Origin of the sequence: Sporolactobacillus spathodeae, assembly GCF_016908935.1 — a bacterium.
GTDB lineage: Bacteria > Bacillota > Bacilli > Bacillales > Sporolactobacillaceae > Sporolactobacillus > Sporolactobacillus spathodeae.
In genome coordinates this window covers 55,812-77,622 of record NZ_JAFBEV010000003.1, presented here as the reverse complement: position 1 = coordinate 77,622, position 21,811 = coordinate 55,812, and the positions used below count along the sequence as shown (strand labels likewise).

Below are 21,811 nucleotides of genomic sequence, written 5' to 3'. Positions count from 1 at the left end.
TTTCTTTCACTCCTGTGTTGGATGTTCCAGGCTGATTTCTGCCTGCTCTTTCTCCAAATGAAACGCCTGATGCAGCGCGTTGACCGCTTCCTCCATATTGTCCTGATCGACAAGCACCCAAATTGTGTTGTGCGAATCGGCGGACTGAAGAATACGGATGCCGCGCTCGGTCAGAGCATTGACTATCCGCGAAGCGACTCCGGGTACACCGGCCATTCCAGCGCCGACTGCCGATACCTTTGCGCAGCCTTGCTGAACCTCCGGATGGTAGCCAAGCGACTTCAACGTCTGAATCGCGCGTTCAGTAAATTTATCCAGAACCGTGTACACCACACCGTTTGGACTGATATTAATTAAATCGACGCTGATTGATTGTTCCGCCATTGCTTTAAAGACGCGTGCCTGCAAATTATATTCCTCTTTACCCGCGCGCACGCGAATTTGAGATACACCTTTTACATAGGTAATCCCGGTAACTGGACGTTCCTGAATATCCTGGCCTTGGCTCGTGCGGTTCATCGTCGTCACCAGTGTGCCCAATTCATCAGAAGAAGTCGAGCGGATATGAATCGGCACTTTCGCCGTCATTGCGATCTCAACAGCGCGCGGATGAATCACTTTTGCACCTTGGTAAGCCAGATTGCAAATCTCGTTATATGTCAGAACTGAGAGTTGACGCGCATCCTGAACAATTCGCGGATCAGCCGTCATTACGCCGTTGACATCGGTGAAAATGTCAATCCACTCTGCACCAACTGCAGCGCCAAGCGCTGCAGCCGATGTATCACTACCGCCTCGACCAAGTGTTGTAATTTCACCATCCAGTGTCTGGCCCTGGAAACCGGCTACAACAACCGCATCAAGTTGTTGCAGCCTTTTCAGCAATGGCTCAACTTGCATATCAATAATTTTCGCTTCATTAAATGTGCGATTGGTACGGAATCCGGCTTGCGCACCCGTTAAAGCCTCTGAGTGGACACCGGCATGTTTCAACAGGTTTGAGAACACGACCGTCGATATTGTTTCGCCGCAGGACATCAAAATATCTTTTTCCCGCGCAGAACTTGCAGTATCGTCAATCAGATTGAGCAGTGTGTCAGTCGCATAAGGATCGCCAGTTCTGCCCATCGCCGAAACCACAACAATAACCTTGTAGCCCTTCTCAATAGCTGCAGCAACATGACGTACGGCGTGCGCCCGCATCTCTTCTGTTTGAACAGATGTTCCGCCAAATTTCTGCACAATGATTTTCAATCTGTTTCCATCCCTTCTAAATTTGAGACTCAGAAAGCCGCCTTCAAGGCGGTACGGGCGGTTGGCAAACTCAGAGGCATGCATTGGCGAAGCAACTGCAGTCCTCCGAGCTTACTTTTTGTTAATTAATAAGTCACGAGGCCGAGCGCTACAAGGCGTTCAGCGATTTCAACCGAATTCCATGCCGCACCTTTCAGCAAGTTGTCAGAGACGATCCACAGATGGAAGCCGTTTGCAACATCCGGATCGCGACGAATACGACCAACGAAGACTTCTTTTTTGCCGGCGGCATCCGCCGGCATCGGATAAATTTGATTTGCCGGATCATCCTGGAGGACGACACCTGGTGCATCTTTCAGCAAGGCTTTGATATCCGTTGATGAGACGCCTTCTTTGCCGATTTCAATATAAACGGATTCCCCATGGCTGATTGCAACCGGGACGCGGACGCAAGTCGCTGAAACCTGCAGTGTTTGGTCATCCATAATCTTCTTTGTCTCATTAATCATTTTCATTTCTTCGAAAGTATAATCGTTCGGCTGGAACAAGTCGATTTGCGGGATCGCATTGAACGCCATCTGATAATGTTTTTTATCGCCCTTGACTGGCATAATCGCAGTTTCGACCGGTTGATCGTCAAGCACAGCGCGCGTCTGTGTCTCCAATTCCATAATCGCTTTAGCGCCGGAACCGGAAACCGCCTGATACGTCGAAACAATGATTCGTTTCAGACCATAAGCTTGGCGAATCGGTTCGAGCGCTGCAACCATCTGGATGGTTGAGCAGTTCGGATTAGCAATGATGCCGTGATGGGCGTTCAATGCCTTCTCGTTTACTTCGGGAACAACTAGCGGCACTTCAGGATCCATCCGGAAAGCGCTCGTATTATCGACAACAACGGCGCCCCTTGAGGCTGCTTCAGGAGCCAGCTTCTTGGATACCGATCCACCAGCACTGAACAAGGCAATATCTATCTTATCAAATGATTCAGGCTTTGCTTCTTCAATTGTCCATTCTTTGCCACCGAAATTGACTTTCTTCCCAGCTGAACGTGCGGAAGCCAGCGGCAACAGTGATTTCACCGGAAGCGGTGAGCTTTCCAGCATTTGCAGCATTCTTGTGCCAACGGCTCCAGTAACACCGACAACCGCAACATTTAAACCTTCTGTCTGTAGCAAAACCATCTCTCCTCTATACTCCTGTCATTTTATCTATTATATAATCAAAAATCAGCGAAAGAAAGTGAGTATTCGGGAAAAATTAATTTCTTTGACGCATTGTTTTTATTATCGCATGAAATTATTATCAAGTTCACGCATTCAGCTAGTTTTGTCAACAAGAAGAGGTTGTAATTGTTCTTTCATCAGTGCCGCTTCAACAGTGTCAAGCAATAGGTCCATTTTACCAACGAGCGAATTCGGCTTTTTCACTGGGTCATCCTGACCAAATGGAATGAAGAAAACATTTTTTGCGACGATCAGTTTGGCGATATTCTGCAGGTTGAGTCCGAGTCCATCATTAGTTGAGATACCAAGAACGACCGGACTGCCATTGCGCATTGTGGCTTTGGCCGCCATCAGGACAGCGCTGTCAGTTTGCGCATTGGCCATTTTACTCATCGAATTCCCGGTAATCGGCGCAATCACCATGCAATCGAGTGGCTTATTGGGTCCGTACGGTTCTGCCTCGACTATCGTATCAACAACCGGATTACCAGTGATTGCTTCAATTTTATCAACCCAGTCTTCACCTTTACCGAATCGTGTATCTGTATGGCGAACTGTATATGTCACAAACGGGCTAACCTTGCAGCCGGCTTCGACCAATCTTTTAATCTGCGGCACGACTTGGCTGTATGTGCAATGCGATCCGGTCAGACCGAATCCAATATGTTTCCCCTTAAGACTCATCTTCTTCTTCCTCCTTGAATTTCTCCTCGAGCAATTCCTGCATCACATTGGCAATGATCTTACCTGCCGTTTTCGGAGCAACGAGACCGGGTAGACCTGGCGTGATGATCGCTTTGATTCCGCGTTTTTTCGCAAAACGGAAGTCTGTTCCGCCAGGAAGAGACGCCAGGTCAATAATGAAGCTGCTTGCCGGCATTTTTGATAAAACGCGGCTCGTCAGAACCATAGCAGGAATCGTATTGATGCAAATTTCAGCATCATCGACTTCGTCTCCTAGATTCTTCAAATAAAATGCGTCCACACCCATTTCAATTGCACGAGCAATTTGCCGTGGATTACGATCACCGACTTTAACATGCGCGCCAAGCGCGTGAAAGGCACGCGCCACACTCATTCCTGTTCTTCCGAGTCCGAGTACAATAACATTGGCATGATGTATCGTAATATCCGTATGTTGAATGACCATCATGATCGTGCCTTCGACAGTCGGAATAGAATTATAGATAGCAACGTCGTCACGGGCAAATAATTTGACGACTTCGCGACCGTTTTTCTGAGCAATGTGATCCAGATAGGGGGTTGAAATACCTGAATAAATCGTGCAATGATCAGGTGTTTCTGCAAGCCATTCTTCCGTCAGCTTCACCTGCTGATTGGAAAAAGTCGTCTCGACGGTGCCTTCCTCATCTGTGCCACTCACCGGGAGGATGAGGCTGTCAACCGTCCGCGGCTGCACTTCATCCATCGTTACTTTCATTGCTCCGTTAAAATTTCTATCCAGCTGATCGAAACCGACAAGCGACAGACGGGCATCGAGCGCAATGAGCTTATCGATAACCTCAATCTGACGGGCGTCCCCTCCTAGAATCACAATATGCCTATTTGTCAGCATCGATTTTTTCCCTCCGAATGGCTATCTCTGCTGCTACACAGTTCTAGCCGATTTTTCTTTCAACACTTTATGGTATGACAAATACCCGGGTTCGTGAGTGTCTTTGGGCTTGTCAGTCTTCGCAAGGTGCAGGACTCGTTGCCGGATGTCTGAGGCTTATTCCGAAAAAAACTCTTGATGATTCCTTTTATCAGATAAAAATTGATTTTAAAGATTGGCTTTGTTAAAATCTACTGTTATTTTTTTGTTTATTACCCTGTGTTCGCTTGTCGCAGGCGCTCCCCCTAGCCTCCCTCGAACAAGCTAATATCTGCGAGACACTGGCGCATAGAGAAAAAGATGCCTCAAGGCCGAAAAAATCGGTTTTGAGACACCTTCTGAGTAATGTGAGAAACGGATTGTCGCTTTATTTAAGAATGACAGGACTGAACTAATAAAAAAACTGCCGCATCTTCTGAAAACGCAGCAGTCTACCTTAATAGGCTTTAATATTGTATAGCTTGCGGCAATTTTCCTGCAGCGCTGACCACCGAACAGGAATACGGTTTGCTAAAGATGCTTTGCGCAATCCTTTTTACATCAGCAACCGTGATTCGGTCAACCTTCTCCGTAAATTCATCAATCGTCCGATCATGACCAAGAATCAGCTCATTTTTCGCATTGCGACTCATTCTGCTGTCTGTGCTTTCCAAGCCAAAAACCGCATTTCCTTTAATTTGCGCTTTGCTACTGGCTAATTCCTCTTCACTGATCCCTTTTTCAATAAACGTATCCACTGTTTCCAAAATAGAATCGCCAAGCGCACTTAGCTGATCCGCGCCTGTGCCGCCATAGATCGTGAATAAGCCGCTGTCTTTGAACGCTGTGTGGAAGGAAAAGATAGAATAGGCTAGCCCCTTCTCTTCACGGATATTTTGGAATAAGCGGCTGCTCATACCACCGCCAAGCACATTATTCATGACCATGACTTCAGTCAAGTGTTCATTTTTGTTTGAGAGTCCTGAGAAGCCGAAGCATATATGTGCCTGCTCCGTTTCCTTCTTCCGAGCAATTTTACCGGGATGGAACGAAGGCGCTTCCTGCGCTTCCTTGCGATCGACAAATTCATAAGATGAAAAAACAGCATCAACTTCATTGACGAAATCAGTGGCTACGTTGCCTGCGATGGAAATAACGATGTCTTCTGGTGCATAATGCGCCGCCATATATCCCCGCAAATCTTCCGGCTGAAAACGAGCCAGTGTCTCGACATGGCCGAGAATCGGATAGCCGAGAGGATGGTGAGCAAAACTAGTTGCGCTCAATAAATCATGTACGAGATCGTCCGGCGTATCTTCATACATTTTGATTTCTTCGCCGATCACCTGTTTTTCTTTCTCCATATCCTTGGTATCAAAACGTGAGTGGAAGAACATATCCGCCAACACGTTGATAGCGTAAGAAGCATCACGATCCATTACTTTGGCATAGTAACACGTATTTTCCTTTGATGTAAACGCGTTAACCTGACCGCCAATTTTGTCAAAGGCTTCGGCAATCTGCCTGGCATTGCGCGTCTCGGTTCCTTTGAAAAGCATATGTTCGATGAAATGCGAGATGCCATTCTTCTCTTTAGTCTCATAGCGTGAACCCGTACCGACCCATATGCCGATGCTGACTGATCGCACATTGGGTATTTGCTCCAATAAGACGCGAATCCCATTTGCGTATGTATGTTTAATAACCACGAAAGCTCCCCCATTTATCTAGCCCATCTTTAAAAAGCAATGTTGCCTATCCATCTATTAGCTTAAGAAACCATCTATTACTATAACACTAGCCAAAAAGCGAGACAAACAGATTTACAGGCAATAAAGCGGTTCCAGGTGCTTTCGTGTACTAATCTTGTGATGAAGTGCATTTTTTTGATATGTGCGGAAGAAATTTCAACTTTTCCAGCAAGCTTTCTTTCTATATATAGCGCGATTAAGAATGAATATGATTTAACTCTTTGAAAAAAAAGAAGAAAGAGATACTTAAAAGCGTGGCAAGTATAGGGGTCATTGGTAGTTTACAGCTTCAACAACTCTTTCATCCTGGGCAAGAATACATCAACAAAATGGTGAGCCGTGATAAACTTGTCGGGAATATTATTTCCAAACACGGAAATTTCAATTTATACGGTTGGCTCTCATGGCCAAATTCGTATACGCCACAATATCAGCCGAACTACCTGGAAGATTAAAAAGTAAAAGCACTTTGTTTTTATAAATTATGTACGTGTTTTAATCATTGGGAACCGATTGCGTCTGTTGGAAATTCATCCTCACGGTGGACACCCTTGCCTTTAGCTAACAGTTCCTACTGCCAAGACTGTAGCGGACTTTCACCGCCTAGTTGTCACCCATGCCGGGCGCACAAAAGAGCTAATTGCATCATGCAATCAGCTTCTTTTCGCTTCAAATTTTTCTTTCACAAAGGTTATTCTTCCATATTAATCTTTTTTCCCATACCGAAGGAACCTTCAACGAGACACTGCTGCGCTGAGAAATCAGCGGCCAACTCCAGTGCATTTGTTATCGCTTCTTTCTTACCGGCAGCATTACCAAGATTCTTATAATAGTGAACAAGGAAGCAAGTGAGAAAGGCATCTCCGGCTCCCATAGTGTCTTGAGCTTTAATGTAATGGGCTGGCTGACGGTGACACTGACCTTCTGTAAAAAGGAAGGCGCCGTTTTCGCCCTGAGTACAGAGTACACAATCACAGCCATAACCCAAGATGCGTGAAGCTAGGTTTTGCAGCGCGTTCTCGGTCAAATGACTGCAAGAGAAGCAAGCGATATCAATGTACTTGGCGACGCGCTTAATATCTTCTTCCGTAAAATGGCTAGAAAAATCATAAGAAATCGGAATACCCAATTGGTGAATTAACGGGAGCGCATCATCAGAAAAACCATTTATATTGCAATGAATCAAATCAAAGGTTTTTAGATAGTCCACATCTTTATTAGAAATATTTAAACCGTATTGGCTGAGAACGCCGCCGCGGTTACTTCCCAGGAAAACCCGATCGCCATCTTTGAGCGTTACTCGGGCAAAGCCGTTTTCTCCCTCATAAATTCGGCAATGGGAGAGATCCACATCATAAACCTTAACGGATGATCGGACATACTCAGCAATCTTATCCGTTCCAAAAGCACCGAGAAAAGCTGCTTCAAACCCTAACTTTCTCGCGAATACTGCGAAATTCAAGGCATTACCACCGGGATACATCGTCTGTCTCGATTCATAGATATCAACGACATTATCGCCTAGTCCTAAAAAACGCACATCTGAAACCTTCCTCCATTTGAGATTTGATATGGTTTCTTTCAGAGTCATTCGTCTTTCTTGTCCTCGATAACGAAGCTAACCCGATTCACATCACAATACATCATTGAATGATAGACCGCTGCTTTGTATTGGTTAAAAGCTGTCTTGTCCAGCTGATAGACGGGGTCGCTGACATTACAATGTAAGTAATTGGCAATTTTTTCGTTTGCAAGCAAAACGTTTAACACTTTATAGTTACTTTTTAGGGTTACGCCATATTCTTTTTGCAAGACTTCATGGGTCGAAACATGATCATCGATATACGCTTCCAAACCATTAAAACGTATGATTGGATAGCTATTCAACTCAAAGCCAAGCGGAACACCTTTAATATAGAGAATACGGCAAAGCTCCAACACTTCACTGCCAAGCGGGATCGCTAAACGTTTCGCAATAAATGGAGAACACGGTTTGATCACTTTCTCAACGATCTTACGCTCCGGCCTCTGACCGGTCTCTCTCATATACTCGGTATAGCCGTCCGGCGAAATTAGGCTACGCTTGATCTTCCCCCTTTTGACAAAAGTGCCTTTGCCCTGTTTGCGAACGAGGTAACCACTATCCACCATATCCTGTAGAGATCGTCTGATCGTAATGCGACTGACCTCATATTTTTCACACAGCTCTGTTTCAGAAGGTAACCGCGAGCCTTCCGTATACGTATCATTGTGAATGTCTTCAATGATCCTTCTTTTGACTTGGATATAAAGTGGATATAGGTTATCTTTGTTTAGCATCATCTGACTTCCCATCATTTAATAGTTTGGACAAACCTATTCTATTATGATAGCGCATAACTTATCGCTGCACATCTTTTTTGTATCAGATCATCAGTCTCCGTTTCGTCCATTTTCTAATAGAAAAGATCACCGGTTCTTTCAGAAACAAGAAACGCGATGATCCTTATACAGTTCGTTGTTATACGGTTGTTGGCCTGTGTTGGCTCTTACGAAAAAGTTAATAAGACAGCTTCCACATATATCTCCTCTTTGTCAACGGGTGGTTCCGGGCAATCGCTAATTGTTCTGCAAAAACGCGAAGCACACCTTCGATCAGAATCGGATTGAAATAATCAATGACATCTTCGGCGATATAATTGATAAGCCCGAAATCCTTTGCATCGACGACTGTAGTTTGCGCATCGAAGCGATTTAAGAATTCCAAAGCGCGTGAATCCATTGGACGTGTGCTACCCTCGTTCATCAGCAACAGGAACGGTTTATCCTTTTCAACAATTTCAAAAGGACCGTGGAAGAATTCGCCATCACTGAATGAGCTTGAATTGATCCATTGCATCTCAAGCAGAAGGCAAATTGAGAAGGAATAAGCGACTTCTGTTGTCGCGCCACTACTCATAACATAGATAACCGGAGCGTCCTTGTAGGCTTCACCAAACTTTTTCGCTTGAGGAAGCAATAATTCTGTCGCATCATCAATCACTTCATAGATTTTCCCTACACCTTCGATGAAATGATCATAAGCGTCATACCCTTCGAAAGCATTCAAAATTTCTACGGCCAGCGTCAAGACTTTTGTCATTTTTGATACCTTCGCCGAATAGCTTTCATGAAATCCGTGTGTGACCACATAGTCTGCATCGTTCGTCAAAGGTGATTGAGGTTCATGGGTCACTGCAATCGTATGCGCGCCAAGTGATTTCGCAAGGCTTGTTGCCTGAACAGTTTCCGGAGTGGTGCCGCCAAGTGAGCATGTGATCACGATACTATGTTCGCCAACTGCGGCAGGCGTATCATAATTAAATTCATTGGCGGTAAAATGACCGGTAATCAGCTTCTTTGCATTCTTTCGCAGAAAATAAAAACCCGGATAGAGATCTGCTTTCGATCCCCCGCATCCTACAAAATAAACACTGCTAATTTCACTTTGCTTGCTTTGAATGGATTTAACGATTTGATTAAGTTCCAATGATTATTCCTCCTAGGAATTACAATTGTTAATGAAGAATTTTAGACAGAAAGTTTTGCGTACGTGCATGTTGCGGATGATTAAACATTGCATCCGGCGTATTTTCTTCAACAATTTGGCCGCCATCCATGAAGATAACTCGATCTCCAACTTCTTTAGCAAACCCCATTTCATGGGTGACAATCACCATGGTCATGCCCTCTTTAGCTAAATCTTTAATAACGTTTAGTACTTCGCTCACCATCTCAGGATCTAATGCCGATGTGGGTTCATCAAATAGCATCGCATTCGGCTGCATCGCCAGTGCCCGCGCAATAGCGATTCTCTGCTGCTGCCCGCCGGAGAGGGTGATGGGATAAGCATCTTTTTTGTCTCTCAATCCGACCTTACGCAGTAATTCCAGGCCCTGCTGTTCCGCATCATACTTTTTCATCTTCCTAACACGGATGGGTGCATGACAGATATTCTGAATAACCGTTTTATGAGGAAATAGGTTAAATTGCTGGAAAACCATGCCCATCTTTTCCCTTACTTGATCAATGTTGATTTTCCGGGTCATAATATCCTGTCCGTCTATGATGATCGAGCCTTGGGTCGGTGTTTCCAGTAAATTGAGACAGCGTAACAGCGTGCTTTTCCCGGAGCCCGAAGGACCGATAATGACAACTACTTCGCCGTCATGAATCGTACAGTTTATATTATTCAGCACTTCATGACTGTTAAAGGACTTGTACAAATGTTTAACGGTGATCACTGCTTTTTAGCCTCCTTTCAACGAAAGTCAGCAATCTTGTCAAGGTTAAAGTCAGAACAAGATAGATTAAGGAACACACGATTATAGGTTCAAGTCCAAGTGCGGTTGTCCCGCGCACCGTAGTTGTCTCATACATGAGCTCAGATATACCGATTACAGACACCAGTGATGAGTCTTTTATGTTGCCAATAAACTGATTGCCAAGAGCCGGTAGAATGTTTTTAAAAGCTTGCGGAAGAATAATGTCAAGCATTGTTCTCCTACTGTTCATGCCAAGACTTCTTGCGGCTTCTGCCTGACCATAAGGTACAGCTTCAATCCCTGAACGCATCGTTTCCGAAATATAGGCAGAAGCATGGATCGTTAATGCAATTGCCCCTGTTGCAAAGTCAGGAATATTGAGTTGGGTAAGCATAGGCAAGCCAACATAGACGAGATACACTTGTGCAAGTAAAGGCGTCCCTCTAATAAATTCAACGTAAGCAATACTGATCCACCGAACCGCTTGAATTTTGGATCTTCTCATTAAGGTTAATAGAACGCCTAAAATCGTACCGGCAATTACTGAAATGATGGCTAGCAAAACAGTTACATATGCCCCTTGCAAAAAGAAGGTGTAATAGGATCCCAAAAAAGAGAAATTCAAAAATTCCAACTCCAATCCCAGTTATTGGAATTATATAAATACCTGACAGGCGATTTCGTACGGCTCAAGATTTGAAGCACGCAACTGCTTAATTACTACTTAACATACTTTACTTGTTCAAGAATCCATTTATCATACTGCCCTTTGTATTTCGTGATCGCGGAATTAACCGTATTCTTTAAATCCTTACTTGATTGATTCGGCATCGCGATTGCTGCACCAGCCGTATCATCATTGTATTGCAGCTTAGTTTGCGCCAGTGATGGATTTGCTTTAATGAGCAAAGCAGCTGTTGGTACGTCAACAAGCATTGCATCTGCTTTTTCATTGGCAACGGCAAGCGCCAGATCATTAGATTTCCCGAACAGTTTTAGATGCGCCTTTGGAAAATACTTTTCAGTAACCGCCTGCTGAGTCGAAGAATTAATCGTAGCCACAGTCGCATTTTTCAATGCAGAAGGCTTCTCATATTTGCTCAATTCATTTTTTCTTACGACAAATACATTAGTGCTTTTATAGTAGACTTTTGAAAAATCTGCAGCCTTCTCACGTTCAGGTGTCGGACTCATTGCCGAAACAATCATGTCGATCTTTCCGCTCTGCAAAGCTGGCAGCAGCCCATCAAAATCCATATCCTTGATCTGGTACTTAACACCTATCTGCTTCGCGATGCGTTTCACCAGTTCAAGATCGGCACCTTTAAGCTCATTTTTGCCGTTGTTACTGTAATGAAATTCATATGGAGGGGTCGCTGCACTGAGACCAACAACGAGCGTTCCCTTCGACTTGATCTTTTCCAAGCTCGTCTGCTTGTCACCACTGCTTCCGCAAGCAGTGAGCGAGAAAATCAGAACGAACGCGAAGGACAAACCTGAAATAATTTTAAATACCCTTTTCCCCACTTAATACATCTCCTTTAATCATGGTTATATATCAACTCATTTTTGAATAATGAGAAAATATCAGATTGTATTAATATATTATATCTTTTTCGCAATTTAATATTACTTTCTAAATATTATAATGTCAATATAATATTTTAATATGTCTTAATATTTCATTATTTTATCCGACACAAAATTTTGGGAAACTGTTGACAGATAAGCATTCGCGGGCCATATAATTTTTTGTAAATTGTGCGATGAGGTGCTAATTCTAGTGGACAAAGGTGGAAAATATAGAGGGGAAAATTATCCCCTTGATCCCATCATAAAAAAATAAAGAATCCATCCTTAAAATAGGATTGGATTCTTACAGAGTAATATTAGCTCAACTTAAGATTTTCTTTTAAATATGCAACATCTTTTTCATACACATGAATGGCTTCCTCAATAGCGTCTCTAACAACAACCGGATAGTCTTTCTCATATTCATTTCTCAACTTTTGTATATCTACTTTAAATTTTTCAAGTGCTTCATGCTTTTGATCATCATTCATACGTTCATATATTTTTCTTGCCAAAACATCTCCTCCCAAAGTGATTTATTTTTTCAAAATTTGTTTTAATTTTATAAAAAACATTCACATTTGCTTGCTATCTGCTGTATCTGCGAGTAGCGCCTTTCGGGAGAGCTTGACTCGTCCTTGATGGTCAACATCGATCACTTTAACACGAACTTCATCGCCAATCGAGACGATGTCCTCGACCTTTTCCACACGTTTATTATCAAGTTCCGAAATATGCACCAGTCCGTCTGTATGGCCAAAAAGACTGACGAAAGCTCCGAATTTCTCTATTCGCTTCACCCGCCCGGTAAAGATATCACCGACTTTTGCCGTGCGTGCCAAATCTTCGATGATTTGTCTAGCTTTTTGGCCGCATGATTCATCAATTGAGAAAATATTAACAGATCCATCCTGCTCAATATCAATCTTTACGCCGGTTTCCTCGATGATTTTATTGATCACCTTTCCGTTTGAACCAATTACATCGCGGATTTTTTCCGGATTAATTTTTATTTGAATAATTTTCGGCGCATATGTAGACAGATGTACGCGCGGTTCCGGGATGGCAGCTAGCAAGGTTTTCATGATTTTCAATCGGCCTTCTCTTGCCTGGTTCAGCGCCCTTTCAAGAATATCGCGCGTCACACCAGATATTTTGATATCCATCTGCAACGCTGTGACACCTTTTTCGGTACCGGCGCATTTGAAATCCATATCGCCAAGCGAATCTTCCATTCCTTGTATATCTGTCAAAACAACTACATCATCACCATGTTTGACAAGCCCCATCGCAATTCCCGATACTGGCGCTTCAATTGGTACGCCGGCATCCATTAAGGCTAACGTGCTCCCGCAAATACTCGCCTGGGATGAGGAACCATTTGATTCAAGCACTTCGGAGACGCAGCGAATTGTGTATGGAAACACCTTCTCTGACGGAATCACCGGAGCAAGTGCCCGTTCGCCAAGCGCGCCGTGACCGATTTCCCGTCTCCCTGGCGATCGAGAAGGTCGCGCTTCACCCGTGCTGAATCCAGGAAAATTATAATGATGGATGAAGCGTCTTGTCTCTTGAGCCGAGAAATCATCGAGAACCTGAACTTCACTGAGCGGTGCTAAAGTGCAGACGCTGAGCGCCTGTGTTTGTCCACGAGTAAACAGGCCGGAGCCGTGAGCCCGAGGTAAAAGACCAACGCGTGCGGTGAGCGGCCGGATTTCATCAATAGCCCGTCCATCGGGACGAAGATGTTCGACAACAATCATTCGCCGCACTTCCTCTTTCAGCACGTTATGTAAGACTTCCTCAACAAGCGCTGGATCAACAGTCTGTTCAGCGTCAGCATTCTCTGCAAGAACTGTATCAAGAACGGATTGATTGACTGCGTTTATCGCCCGATCCCGTGCTTGCTTTTCTTCAGTCCGCATCGCTTGATTCAATCGCTCGTGGGCTAATTCACGGATTCGATCGTCAAGTTCCTTGTCCGCTTTAAATAAGACAGCCTCCATTTTCGGCTTGCCAACTTCAGCAATGATTTGTTCCTGAAAAGTAATCAGCTTCTTAATCTGTTCATGTGCGAAGAGAATCGCATCAAGCATATCCGATTCAGGTACCTGGTCTGCGCCAGCTTCAACCATATTAATGGCGTCTTTTGTTCCAGCCACAGTCAGATGTACATCGCTCATCTTCTCCTGATCAACAGTCGGATTGACGACAAATTCGCCATTCACACGGCCGACAATCACCCCAGCAATCGGCGCTTCAAAAGGAACGTCGGAAATCGAGAGCGCAAGAGAAGAACCGAGCATTCCAGCCATTTGCGCGCTAGCATCCCGATCAAGGCTCATCACCATGTTGACAATTTGTACTTCATTTCGGAATCCCTCTGGAAATAGCGGACGGATCGGTCGGTCAATCATCCGTGCAGACAACGTCGCTTGATCGCTTGGTCGTCCTTCCCTTTTGATAAAACCGCCGGGCATTTTACCAACAGCATAAGCGCGTTCCTCATAATTTACTGTCAAAGGAAAAAACGAGCCTTCTTTTGGTTCCTTAGACGCAGTAACCGTCGATAAAACAACCGTATCACCATAATAAACAAGCGCTGCCCCATTTGCCTGTTTCGCCACTTCCCCAATTTCGATACGTAGCGGACGACCCGCCCAGTCAATCGAATAAACATGCTTTTCTGATGCCAATTGCTGCACCTCTTTCCTCTATATCTATTCAGAAAAACTTGGCATAGCCAAGTCCTTTTTTAACAATTGCGCTTCGGCTGCTCGCTTGTACGCCGCACGTCAGCTCAAACAGATTATAATCTGCGAGATCTCACTTGGTCGCTTTACCCGCAAGGCACCAGCGCTGTATTCTTCGCGCTAAATCTTATACAATCTTATCCTTTGAAAAATGCCCACATCTCGATGCGGGCATTTTTGAACGGACACTGCGTACCGTTGCGTTATCGTTTTCATTTTGTCCAACAAAAAAGCGGGAAAATCCCGCTTTTTGTTTGTTATCGACGAAGACCTAATTTGTTAATCAGTTCGCGATATCGCTTCACATCGAGTTCACGCAGATAAGTGAGCAAGTTACGACGCTTGCCGACCATCTTTAGCAGACCACGGCGTGAATGATGATCCTTCTTATGAAGTTTCAAGTGTTCATTCAATACGTTGATTTGTTCTGTCAGAACAGCAATTTGAACTTCCGGTGAACCGGTATCGTTCTCATGTGTCTGAAATTCCTGAATCAGCTGAGTTTTACGTTCTTTCGTCAGAGCCATCAGGTAGTCACCTCCCTCTTATGAATCCCCATATGCCCAGCGGGCGCCGGTGGAGCGCTTGGCCGAGCAAAGGTTCTAATCATTACTCAAACAGTTTACATGAATAAGCTAATGATTTCAAGTCTGTGGTCGATTCTTTTGCTTGGCAAGACCCTAATGAATGTATCAGCTTTCGAAAAATTGAGCATTAGTCTTTAACAAGCCCTGCTGCAAAATAACGGAGCGTCTCCTGCTCGTCTTTTTTCATCTGAAGAATCAGTGCTTGAGCATCAGCAAACTTCAGCTGTCCGCGCAGCCGCTTATGCCAATCTACCGAAACAGCCTGACCGTAAAGATTACCACTGAAGTTTAATAGATAGACTTCGAAGGCTAGCACAGCTTTCTTCTCATCATAAAAAGTTGGGCGCATGCCTAAGCTGCATATACCGTCATAGCTCTTGCCGCCAGCAGTCAGCCGAACGGCATATACGCCTTGATTGGGCAGCAGATAATCTGCCTGTGTCTCAACATTCGCTGTCGGGAAGCCGAGTTCTCGTCCGCGCTGATCGCCGTGTACAACCACACCCGACGTCCGATAGGGCCGACCGAGCAGGATAGCCGCTTCATCAACAGCCCCGGATTGGATATATTCGCGAATCAATGTTGAGCTAACTTTTTCTCCGAATCGTTCCACACGCGGAATGGTCGTATAGCCGAACATACTGCGCGAATAGTCGCCGATGTTCTGCATATTGCCCTTAGCCATCCGTCCAAACGTGTAATCAAACCCTGCCACAATATGCTTGGCATGAATTGCGATCAAATAACCGTCGACGAACTCCTGTGGCGACAGTCTGCTCAATTCCAAATCAAACGTGACGAAGAGAAGCAGATCGACACCGAGCCGTTCAATCATATGTTTTTTGTCTTCAAGCGGCGTCAAACTGCCTTCCCTCTTAGCAGAAGGTTTAAGAACAACTGAGGGATGCGGATAAAAAGTCATTACTACCGACTCCATGCCCTTTTCTTTGGCAATGGATACTGCTTTCTGGATCACTTGCTGATGACCAAGGTGAACGCCATCAAAATAGCCAAGCGCGACCACTTTTTCTTGGCTATCAATTTCATCCATATCCGGTTTCTTATCTAGATAAATCGTTTTCATGGCAGCACCTTCAATTTCTTAAGCTGAAATGCCTGTTCTGTCGATGACTCATGAGATCAAATCAAGACCTTGACAGGTTTAATCCGATCACTATGTTCCGGATGAATCTGATAAATAGCAAGACATTGTCCCTTGCTATTATAAACCGCATGCGGCCGATCATCAAACGATTCCGGAAGCGGCAGAACGGCACCATGGCGGATCTGTTCTTCAATCATGCCGTCAACCGTCCACTTTTCCATTTGGCTGAGCGCTTGTTCAAGCGGACGAAGTGCTTCCTGAAACGTATCTTTTTCAACAAGTGATTCAATCTGTGCAAAAGTGAAACACGCCTCAACGGGGAATGGTCCTGCCTTTATCCGAGTCAGCGTTTGAAGATGTGCTGGATAACCGAGTTTGCTGCCGATATCTTTCGCTAGCGTCCGCACATAGGTCCCTTTACTACAGGAAACTTCGAAGGCAATCTGTTCCTTGTAATTCGGAATCGGATTGAGCAGCTTCAGATCATAGATAGTAACGTGCCGGATTGGCGGTTCAACAGGAATACCCGCGCGCGCATATTCGTAAAGTTTTCGCCCGTTTACTTTTACCGCTGAATAGAGCGGCGTTATCTGCTCAATTGGTCCTCTCATGGATGCCAGAACTGTTTCTACTGCTGTTCGTCTGATTGGTTCTTCGACAACTTGCTCTGCCGTAATCTCACCAGAGGCATCTTCCGTTGTCGTTGCCGTACCAAGAGCAATCACGCCCTGATACGTTTTTCCATAATCGAGCAAAAATTCAGCGACTCTCGTGGCTCGTCCGAGACAGAGAACAAGCACGCCATCAACCTGCGGATCGAGCGTGCCTGTATGTCCGATTTTTTTAAAATGAAGCAGCTTGCGCAGACGGAAAACACAGTCATGAGAAGTCATTCCACGCGGCTTGTAAAGCGGCAGAATTCCATTATACTCGTTCATGAATCCCATCCTTTTCCATTCGCCAAAAACCTTGTAGCTATCAGTCTTTGCGATGTAAATCGTTGATCAACTTGTCTATATGATTGCCGTATTCAACCGATTGGTCGAATTTGAATTGAATCTCCGGCGTTTTACGCAGACGAATTCGCTTACCGATTTCACTGCGGATAAATCCCTTCGCTTTGACAAGCCCAGCCAGTGTTTCATCGACCTTTGTCTGGTCACCGAGAACACTAACATAGACTGTTGCTTCTTGAAGATCGCCAGTTACATCTACACCTGTAACCGTCACAAATCCAACACGCGGGTCTTTGATACGATTACGGATAATGTCGCTCATTTCTTTTTTCATTTGCTCGGCGACGCGATGTACCCTTAAATTGGCCATAGTGTCACCCTCCTTTTAAAACCATTCATAGGTCGTTTGGGTCCGTTCAATTTCAGGATGACTGTCAATTAGCTGCAAAGCCCGTGTCAATTCTTTCTCAACAACGACTTTTGATGTGCCAACGGAAACAAAAGCCAGCGAGGTACGTTGCCAAACATCCTGAAAATCTGTTTCACTCGCCGCCAAATTGTGGCTATGCGTTGCCTTGCGCAGAATACTCAACAGTACTGACCGCTTGTCTTTAAGCGATTGGGCGCTATAGAGCAGACAGTCGCATTGAACAAGACCTACGATCATTTAGGTTTAACTTCTTCCATGACATAAGCTTCCATGGTGTCGCCTTCCTTGATATCATTGAAGTTCTCAAGTGTGACTCCGCATTCAAAGCCTTGCTTGACTTCTTTTGCGTCATCTTTGAAACGCTTCAATGTATCAACATGGCCTTCATAAACGACCACACCGTTGCGAACGAGTCGAATGCCGGCATCCCTTGAAATCCGGCCGTCAGTGACGTAGCAGCCGGCAATCGTTCCGATTTTGGATACTTTGAATGTTGTCCGGACATCAAGCTGGCCAATAACTACTTCTTTGAATTCCGGATCGAGCATTCCTTTCATTGCTGCTTCCATCTCATCAATCGCATCATAAATAACGCGGTAGAGGCGGATGTCAACTTTCTCCTGTTCTGCGATCGACTTGGCATGATTGTCTGGGCGTACGTTGAAGCCGATGATAATCGCATTCGAAGCGGATGCAAGAATGATATCCGACTCACTGATGCCGCCGACTCCCTCATGGATAATATTGATCTTCACGCCGTCAACATCAATCTTGCGCAATGATCCACTGAGCGCTTCTACTGAACCTTGTACATCCGCTTTAATGACGACATTGATTTCTTTCATTTCGCCTTCCTTGATCTTTTCAAAGAGATCATCGAGGCTAACTTTAGTCGTCGTTTCTTTACGCTCTGTAATCAGCGCGCGTTCTGCACGTATTTCACCGATCTGCCGCGCTTTCTTTTCATCGGCAAAGACGATGAACTGATCGCCGGCGAGCGGTACATTATTCAAGCCGGTGATTTCAACCGGAGTCGACGGACCGGCTTTCTTCACGCGACGACCGAGATCGTTCACCATCGCACGGACACGACCGAAGGTGCTACCGACAACGATTGGATCACCAACATTTAGCGTACCATTTTGAACAAGTAGCGTTGCAATAGGTCCTTTTCCTTTATCAAGCTGTGCTTCGATGACAGCGCCGCGCGCCAACTTGTCCGGGTTCGCCTTGAATTCCTCGACTTCCGCGACAAGAAGAATCATTTCCAGCAAGTCATCGATGCCTATGCCTTGTTTCGCAGATATTTTGACAAAAATCGTATCGCCGCCCCAGTCTTCTGGAACGAGGCCTTGTTCGGATAATTCTTGCATGACATGATCTGGATTAGCGTTCGGCTTATCTATCTTGTTGACGGCAACAATGATCGGAACCTTTGCAGCACGCGCATGGTGTATCGCTTCAATTGTTTGCGGCATCACACCATCGTCTGCGGCAACCACAAGTACGGTAATATCGGTGATTTCCGCACCGCGTGCCCGCATCGTTGTAAAAGCCGCGTGCCCTGGCGTATCAAGGAAGGTAATTCGCTTGCCTTCGTGTACGACTTGATAGGCGCCGATATGCTGCGTAATGCCGCCCGCTTCGCCTGCTGTTACTTTTGTATGGCGGATCGAATCGAGCAAAGTTGTCTTGCCGTGATCGACATGACCCATGATTGTGACAACCGGCGGGCGGATGACCGCTGTTTTTTCGTCAATTTCCAAGCCATCTGCTTCAAAATCTGCTTCGTCAACGATGACTTCTTCTTCAACCGCGACGCCATAATCTCCAGCAAGCAATTCAATCGTGTCTTTGTCGAGATCCTGATTCTTTGTTGCCATGACACCGAGTGCCATTAATTTCTTAATAATGTCTGTTGACGGTCTGCCAATTTTTTCAGCAAATTGACCAACCGTCAATGAGCCTGAAATCATAATTTTGTCGGGCAGTTTAATCTCCATCTTTTGACGGTTTACGGCTGATACCTGTCCGCGCCGTCTACCATTCGCACGGCCGCCTCGTCTGCCGCCATTGCCGCTGTTATTACGTCTATTGGCACTGCCGTTTTCATTAAATCGGCTGCCACCGCCAGTTCTATTGCCGCGATTATTATTCCCCTGATTCTCTCCACCGTGTTTCTGGCTGCTGCTGGAAAATTTGCCTGCCTGATGCTGGCGTTTCTCTGGTGCCGCTGCCACATGACTCGTTTGTTTTTCTTTTGTTTTTGTAGGTTGTGTCACTGTACCCTCTGCATTCTTTTTTTTCGGATGAACCGTCTGGACTTCGGCAGACGGTTTTTTCTTCAGAAATTGTTTATTTAATTGATGGATGGCATTGTCCTCAATGACGGACATATGGCTCTTCACATTGAAACCCAGTGCCTCCAGTTTTTCAATAACTGCTTTACTTGATACACTATTGTCCTTAGCATATTCATACACACGCATCTTACTCATAGATTCACCCCCGAATTGATGATTCAAGTCGTCCTATCAGTCCTCCCGCAAAATGGCTATCCACTATAGCAACAATTACCCGTGCGGGCTGGCCAATGGCCTTGCCAAGGGCAAAGCGATCTGGCACTTGAATGAGTGGCACGCGGTAAAACGTGCATTTATTCGTTATTGTTTTCTTTGTTCGATCAGATGCGTCCTCAGCTAAAAGAACGAGTTTAGCCTTTTGTTCGCGAATCGAGCGTAGCACAGTATCCTCTCCCGAAACGACCTTGCCGGCGCGTTTTGCGAGTCCGAGCAACGGTTGCCAGTCATTCGCTTGGGGCATCGACGCAACGCTCCTCCACAAGACGCAACATGTCGTCAAAGACCTGATCTGGAACGGGTGTTCCTAAATGGCGCGAAAGCAAATTTTTATTTTTCGCCTTTTCGATGCACGCTTTCTTCTGGGACAGATAAGCGCCGCGCCCATTTTTCTTCCCGGTAAGATCAAGAAAAACATCGCCTTCAGGCGAACGAACCACGCGAAACAATTGCCGTTTGTCTTCCTGTTCCTGGCAGACGACACATTTGCGCATCGGAATCTTTCTTAATTTCGGCATAGATTTTAAGCCTCCTTAGTCGTCTTCTTTAGGAGTATCTGCCTGATTAGCTGCATTGCCCAAAGCGTCGATCTCTGCGTCCTGAATCTCTTCGGCATCCTTTTCATCCGCATAGGCATCCAGGATTCCGTTCTCTTCTGCTTCAGATTCGCTCTTAATATCGATTTTCCATCCGGTCAGTTTCGCTGCGAGGCGGGCATTCTGCCCTTTTTTGCCAATGGCAAGCGACAGTTGATAATCCGGAACGATAACGGTTGTTGCCTTGTCTTCCTCGTGAACAATCACCTGAACAACCTTGGACGGACTAAGCGCATTGGCAACATAGACTACGGGATCTTCTGACCAGCCGACAATATCTATTTTTTCGCCTTTAAGCTCATTCACAATCGTCTGTACACGAGCACCCTTCTGGCCAACACAAGCGCCGACAGCATCGACTTCCGGATCAGCAGCATAAACAGCAATTTTTGATCGGTCTCCGGCTTCTCGTGAAATCGATTTGATCTCTACCGTGCCATCAAAGATTTCCGGTACTTCAAGTTCGAAAAGACGTTTTAAAAGACCAGGATGTGTCCTTGATACAGTAATCATTGGTCCTTTTTTCGCATTTTCGACTTTTGTAAGGTAGACTTTGATTCGGTCATGCGGATGGTAAGTTTCATTTGGCATTTGTTCAGACAGTGGCAGAAGTGCTTCAACCCGTCCCAGGTCAACATAAATAAACCGATGGTCCACCCGTTGAACGATACCGGTCATAATATCATCGGCGCGATCAATGAATTCAGAATAAATGACGCTACGTTCGGCTTCGCGGACGCGCTGCGTTACCACTTGTTTCGCTGTCTGAGCTGCGATACGGCCGAAGTTTCGCGGTGTTACCTCAACTTCAACAGTATCGCCGACCTGATAATGTGGATTCAGTTTTTTTGCGTCATCCAGTGAAATCTGTTCGGTATTATCTTCAGCCGCTTCAACCACTTCTTTACGGGCGAAAACTTTGATTTGACCGATACCTTCATTGATGTCCACACGAACATTCTGTGCTTGATCAAAATTCCGTTTATAGGCGGAAATCAGCGCGGCTTCAAGCGCATCCAGTAGAACTTCTTTGCTGATTCCCTTGTCTTTTTCCAGAGCCGCCATCGCTTCAATAAGATCACTGCTCATTCTTTCTCTCCCCTTTTTTACAAGGGCATGACCCAC

General features: G+C 45.2%; 23 protein-coding genes. 1 reads left to right on the top strand and 22 read right to left on the bottom strand.

Annotation, left to right across the window (positions count from 1 at the left end; all coding sequences use genetic code 11):
* Positions 1 to 6: 6 nt before the first annotated feature.
* From dapG to JOC27_RS02190, 5 genes are all read right to left on the bottom strand, one after another.
* Positions 7 to 1,254: an aspartate kinase gene (gene dapG / locus JOC27_RS02210; protein WP_205005372.1), complete on the bottom strand. Its 1,248-nt coding sequence runs from the start codon at positions 1,252 to 1,254 to the stop codon at positions 7 to 9.
* A 125-nt stretch (positions 1,255 to 1,379) separates the two neighbouring features.
* Positions 1,380 to 2,438: an aspartate-semialdehyde dehydrogenase gene (locus JOC27_RS02205; protein WP_205005371.1), complete on the bottom strand. Its 1,059-nt coding sequence runs from the start codon at positions 2,436 to 2,438 to the stop codon at positions 1,380 to 1,382.
* A gap of 135 nt (positions 2,439 to 2,573) precedes the next feature.
* On the bottom strand, positions 2,574 to 3,164 hold the full coding sequence (locus JOC27_RS02200; RefSeq protein ID WP_205005370.1) for a dipicolinate synthase subunit B: 591 nt from the start codon (positions 3,162 to 3,164) through the stop codon (positions 2,574 to 2,576).
* On the bottom strand, positions 3,154 to 4,056 hold the full coding sequence (gene dpaA, locus JOC27_RS02195) for a dipicolinic acid synthetase subunit A (protein ID WP_205005369.1): 903 nt from the start codon (positions 4,054 to 4,056) through the stop codon (positions 3,154 to 3,156). The genes JOC27_RS02200 and dpaA overlap by 11 nt, the downstream gene beginning before the upstream one ends.
* 485 nt (positions 4,057 to 4,541) lie before the next feature.
* On the bottom strand, positions 4,542 to 5,783 hold the full coding sequence (locus tag JOC27_RS02190; protein ID WP_205005368.1) for an insulinase family protein: 1,242 nt from the start codon (positions 5,781 to 5,783) through the stop codon (positions 4,542 to 4,544).
* A gap of 296 nt (positions 5,784 to 6,079) precedes the next feature.
* Here JOC27_RS02190 and JOC27_RS02185 point away from each other — a divergent pair, with 296 nt between their 5' ends.
* Entirely contained in the window at positions 6,080 to 6,280 is a 201-nt protein-coding gene (locus JOC27_RS02185) for a hypothetical protein (protein WP_205005367.1), read from the top strand.
* A gap of 236 nt (positions 6,281 to 6,516) precedes the next feature.
* Here the strand turns inward: JOC27_RS02185 and JOC27_RS02180 are convergent, their stop codons facing one another.
* The 17 genes from JOC27_RS02180 to nusA all read right to left on the bottom strand — a co-directional run bounded on the left by JOC27_RS02180 (position 6,517) and on the right by nusA (position 21,775).
* On the bottom strand, positions 6,517 to 7,365 hold the full coding sequence (locus JOC27_RS02180) for a PfkB family carbohydrate kinase (RefSeq protein WP_205005366.1): 849 nt from the start codon (positions 7,363 to 7,365) through the stop codon (positions 6,517 to 6,519).
* 47 nt (positions 7,366 to 7,412) lie between these two features.
* Positions 7,413 to 8,144, bottom strand: coding sequence for a UTRA domain-containing protein (locus JOC27_RS02175; RefSeq protein WP_205005365.1), 732 nt, complete (start codon positions 8,142 to 8,144; stop codon positions 7,413 to 7,415).
* 220 nt (positions 8,145 to 8,364) lie between these two features.
* A complete protein-coding gene (locus JOC27_RS02170) occupies positions 8,365 to 9,333 on the bottom strand; it encodes an SIS domain-containing protein (RefSeq protein WP_205005364.1) in 969 nt (322 codons plus the stop codon).
* Between the two features lie 28 nt (positions 9,334 to 9,361).
* The gene (locus tag JOC27_RS02165; RefSeq protein WP_205005363.1) at positions 9,362 to 10,087 is read right to left on the bottom strand and encodes an ATP-binding cassette domain-containing protein; all 726 of its coding nucleotides are present in this window, start codon (positions 10,085 to 10,087) and stop codon (positions 9,362 to 9,364) included.
* A complete protein-coding gene (locus tag JOC27_RS02160; RefSeq protein ID WP_205005362.1) occupies positions 10,074 to 10,733 on the bottom strand; it encodes an amino acid ABC transporter permease in 660 nt (219 codons plus the stop codon). The genes JOC27_RS02165 and JOC27_RS02160 overlap by 14 nt, the downstream gene beginning before the upstream one ends.
* Before the next feature lie 95 nt (positions 10,734 to 10,828).
* Positions 10,829 to 11,635 (bottom strand): transporter substrate-binding domain-containing protein, encoded by an 807-nt coding sequence (locus JOC27_RS02155; protein WP_205005361.1) that lies wholly within the window; start codon positions 11,633 to 11,635, stop codon positions 10,829 to 10,831.
* Positions 11,636 to 11,997: 362 nt separating this feature from the next.
* Positions 11,998 to 12,195, bottom strand: a complete 198-nt coding sequence (locus JOC27_RS02150; RefSeq protein WP_205005472.1) for a hypothetical protein — start codon at positions 12,193 to 12,195, stop codon at positions 11,998 to 12,000.
* A 60-nt stretch (positions 12,196 to 12,255) separates the two neighbouring features.
* Entirely contained in the window at positions 12,256 to 14,376 is a 2,121-nt protein-coding gene (pnp, locus tag JOC27_RS02145; protein ID WP_205005360.1) for a polyribonucleotide nucleotidyltransferase, read from the bottom strand.
* A gap of 314 nt (positions 14,377 to 14,690) precedes the next feature.
* Positions 14,691 to 14,960, bottom strand: coding sequence for a 30S ribosomal protein S15 (gene rpsO, locus JOC27_RS02140; RefSeq protein WP_205005359.1), 270 nt, complete (start codon positions 14,958 to 14,960; stop codon positions 14,691 to 14,693).
* Positions 14,961 to 15,147: 187 nt separating this feature from the next.
* Complete coding sequence (locus tag JOC27_RS02135) at positions 15,148 to 16,104, bottom strand: bifunctional riboflavin kinase/FAD synthetase (RefSeq protein ID WP_205005358.1); 957 nt, start codon at positions 16,102 to 16,104, stop codon at positions 15,148 to 15,150.
* Positions 16,105 to 16,160: 56 nt separating this feature from the next.
* A complete protein-coding gene (truB, locus tag JOC27_RS02130; protein ID WP_205005357.1) occupies positions 16,161 to 17,063 on the bottom strand; it encodes a tRNA pseudouridine(55) synthase TruB in 903 nt (300 codons plus the stop codon).
* A 40-nt stretch (positions 17,064 to 17,103) separates the two neighbouring features.
* The gene (rbfA, locus tag JOC27_RS02125; protein ID WP_205005356.1) at positions 17,104 to 17,451 is read right to left on the bottom strand and encodes a 30S ribosome-binding factor RbfA; all 348 of its coding nucleotides are present in this window, start codon (positions 17,449 to 17,451) and stop codon (positions 17,104 to 17,106) included.
* A gap of 15 nt (positions 17,452 to 17,466) precedes the next feature.
* Positions 17,467 to 17,748, bottom strand: a complete 282-nt coding sequence (locus JOC27_RS02120) for a DUF503 domain-containing protein (RefSeq protein WP_205005355.1) — start codon at positions 17,746 to 17,748, stop codon at positions 17,467 to 17,469.
* Positions 17,745 to 20,009, bottom strand: a complete 2,265-nt coding sequence (gene infB, locus JOC27_RS02115) for a translation initiation factor IF-2 (RefSeq protein WP_205005354.1) — start codon at positions 20,007 to 20,009, stop codon at positions 17,745 to 17,747. Before infB ends, JOC27_RS02120 begins: the two co-directional genes overlap by 4 nt.
* Positions 20,010 to 20,013: 4 nt before the next feature.
* A complete protein-coding gene (locus JOC27_RS02110; RefSeq protein WP_205005353.1) occupies positions 20,014 to 20,334 on the bottom strand; it encodes a YlxQ family RNA-binding protein in 321 nt (106 codons plus the stop codon).
* A complete protein-coding gene (rnpM, locus tag JOC27_RS02105; RefSeq protein WP_205005352.1) occupies positions 20,318 to 20,608 on the bottom strand; it encodes an RNase P modulator RnpM in 291 nt (96 codons plus the stop codon). Before rnpM ends, JOC27_RS02110 begins: the two co-directional genes overlap by 17 nt.
* Before the next feature lie 15 nt (positions 20,609 to 20,623).
* Positions 20,624 to 21,775 carry a transcription termination factor NusA gene (nusA, locus tag JOC27_RS02100; protein ID WP_205005351.1) on the bottom strand — a complete coding sequence of 384 codons (1,152 nt, stop codon included), beginning with the start codon at positions 21,773 to 21,775 and terminating at the stop codon, positions 20,624 to 20,626.
* Positions 21,776 to 21,811 lie beyond the last annotated feature (36 nt).

Bases quoted from the DNA above. Each gene is read 5' to 3' on its own strand.
- JOC27_RS02205 (WP_205005371.1), bottom strand. From the start codon at position 2,438: ATGGTTTTGCTACAGACAGAAGGTTTAAATGTTGCGGTTGTCGGTGTT.
- JOC27_RS02200 (WP_205005370.1), bottom strand. From the start codon at position 3,164: ATGAGTCTTAAGGGGAAACATATTGGATTCGGTCTGACCGGATCGCAT.
- dpaA (WP_205005369.1), bottom strand. From the start codon at position 4,056: ATGCTGACAAATAGGCATATTGTGATTCTAGGAGGGGACGCCCGTCAG.
- JOC27_RS02175 (WP_205005365.1), bottom strand. From the start codon at position 8,144: ATGCTAAACAAAGATAACCTATATCCACTTTATATCCAAGTCAAAAGA.
- rpsO (WP_205005359.1), bottom strand. From the start codon at position 14,960: ATGGCTCTGACGAAAGAACGTAAAACTCAGCTGATTCAGGAATTTCAG.
- JOC27_RS02135 (WP_205005358.1), bottom strand. From the start codon at position 16,104: ATGAAAACGATTTATCTAGATAAGAAACCGGATATGGATGAAATTGAT.
- truB (WP_205005357.1), bottom strand. From the start codon at position 17,063: ATGAACGAGTATAATGGAATTCTGCCGCTTTACAAGCCGCGTGGAATG.
- rbfA (WP_205005356.1), bottom strand. From the start codon at position 17,451: ATGGCCAATTTAAGGGTACATCGCGTCGCCGAGCAAATGAAAAAAGAA.
- JOC27_RS02120 (WP_205005355.1), bottom strand. From the start codon at position 17,748: ATGATCGTAGGTCTTGTTCAATGCGACTGTCTGCTCTATAGCGCCCAA.
- infB (WP_205005354.1), bottom strand. From the start codon at position 20,009: ATGAGTAAGATGCGTGTGTATGAATATGCTAAGGACAATAGTGTATCA.
- JOC27_RS02110 (WP_205005353.1), bottom strand. From the start codon at position 20,334: ATGCCCCAAGCGAATGACTGGCAACCGTTGCTCGGACTCGCAAAACGC.
- rnpM (WP_205005352.1), bottom strand. From the start codon at position 20,608: ATGCCGAAATTAAGAAAGATTCCGATGCGCAAATGTGTCGTCTGCCAG.
- nusA (WP_205005351.1), bottom strand. From the start codon at position 21,775: ATGAGCAGTGATCTTATTGAAGCGATGGCGGCTCTGGAAAAAGACAAG.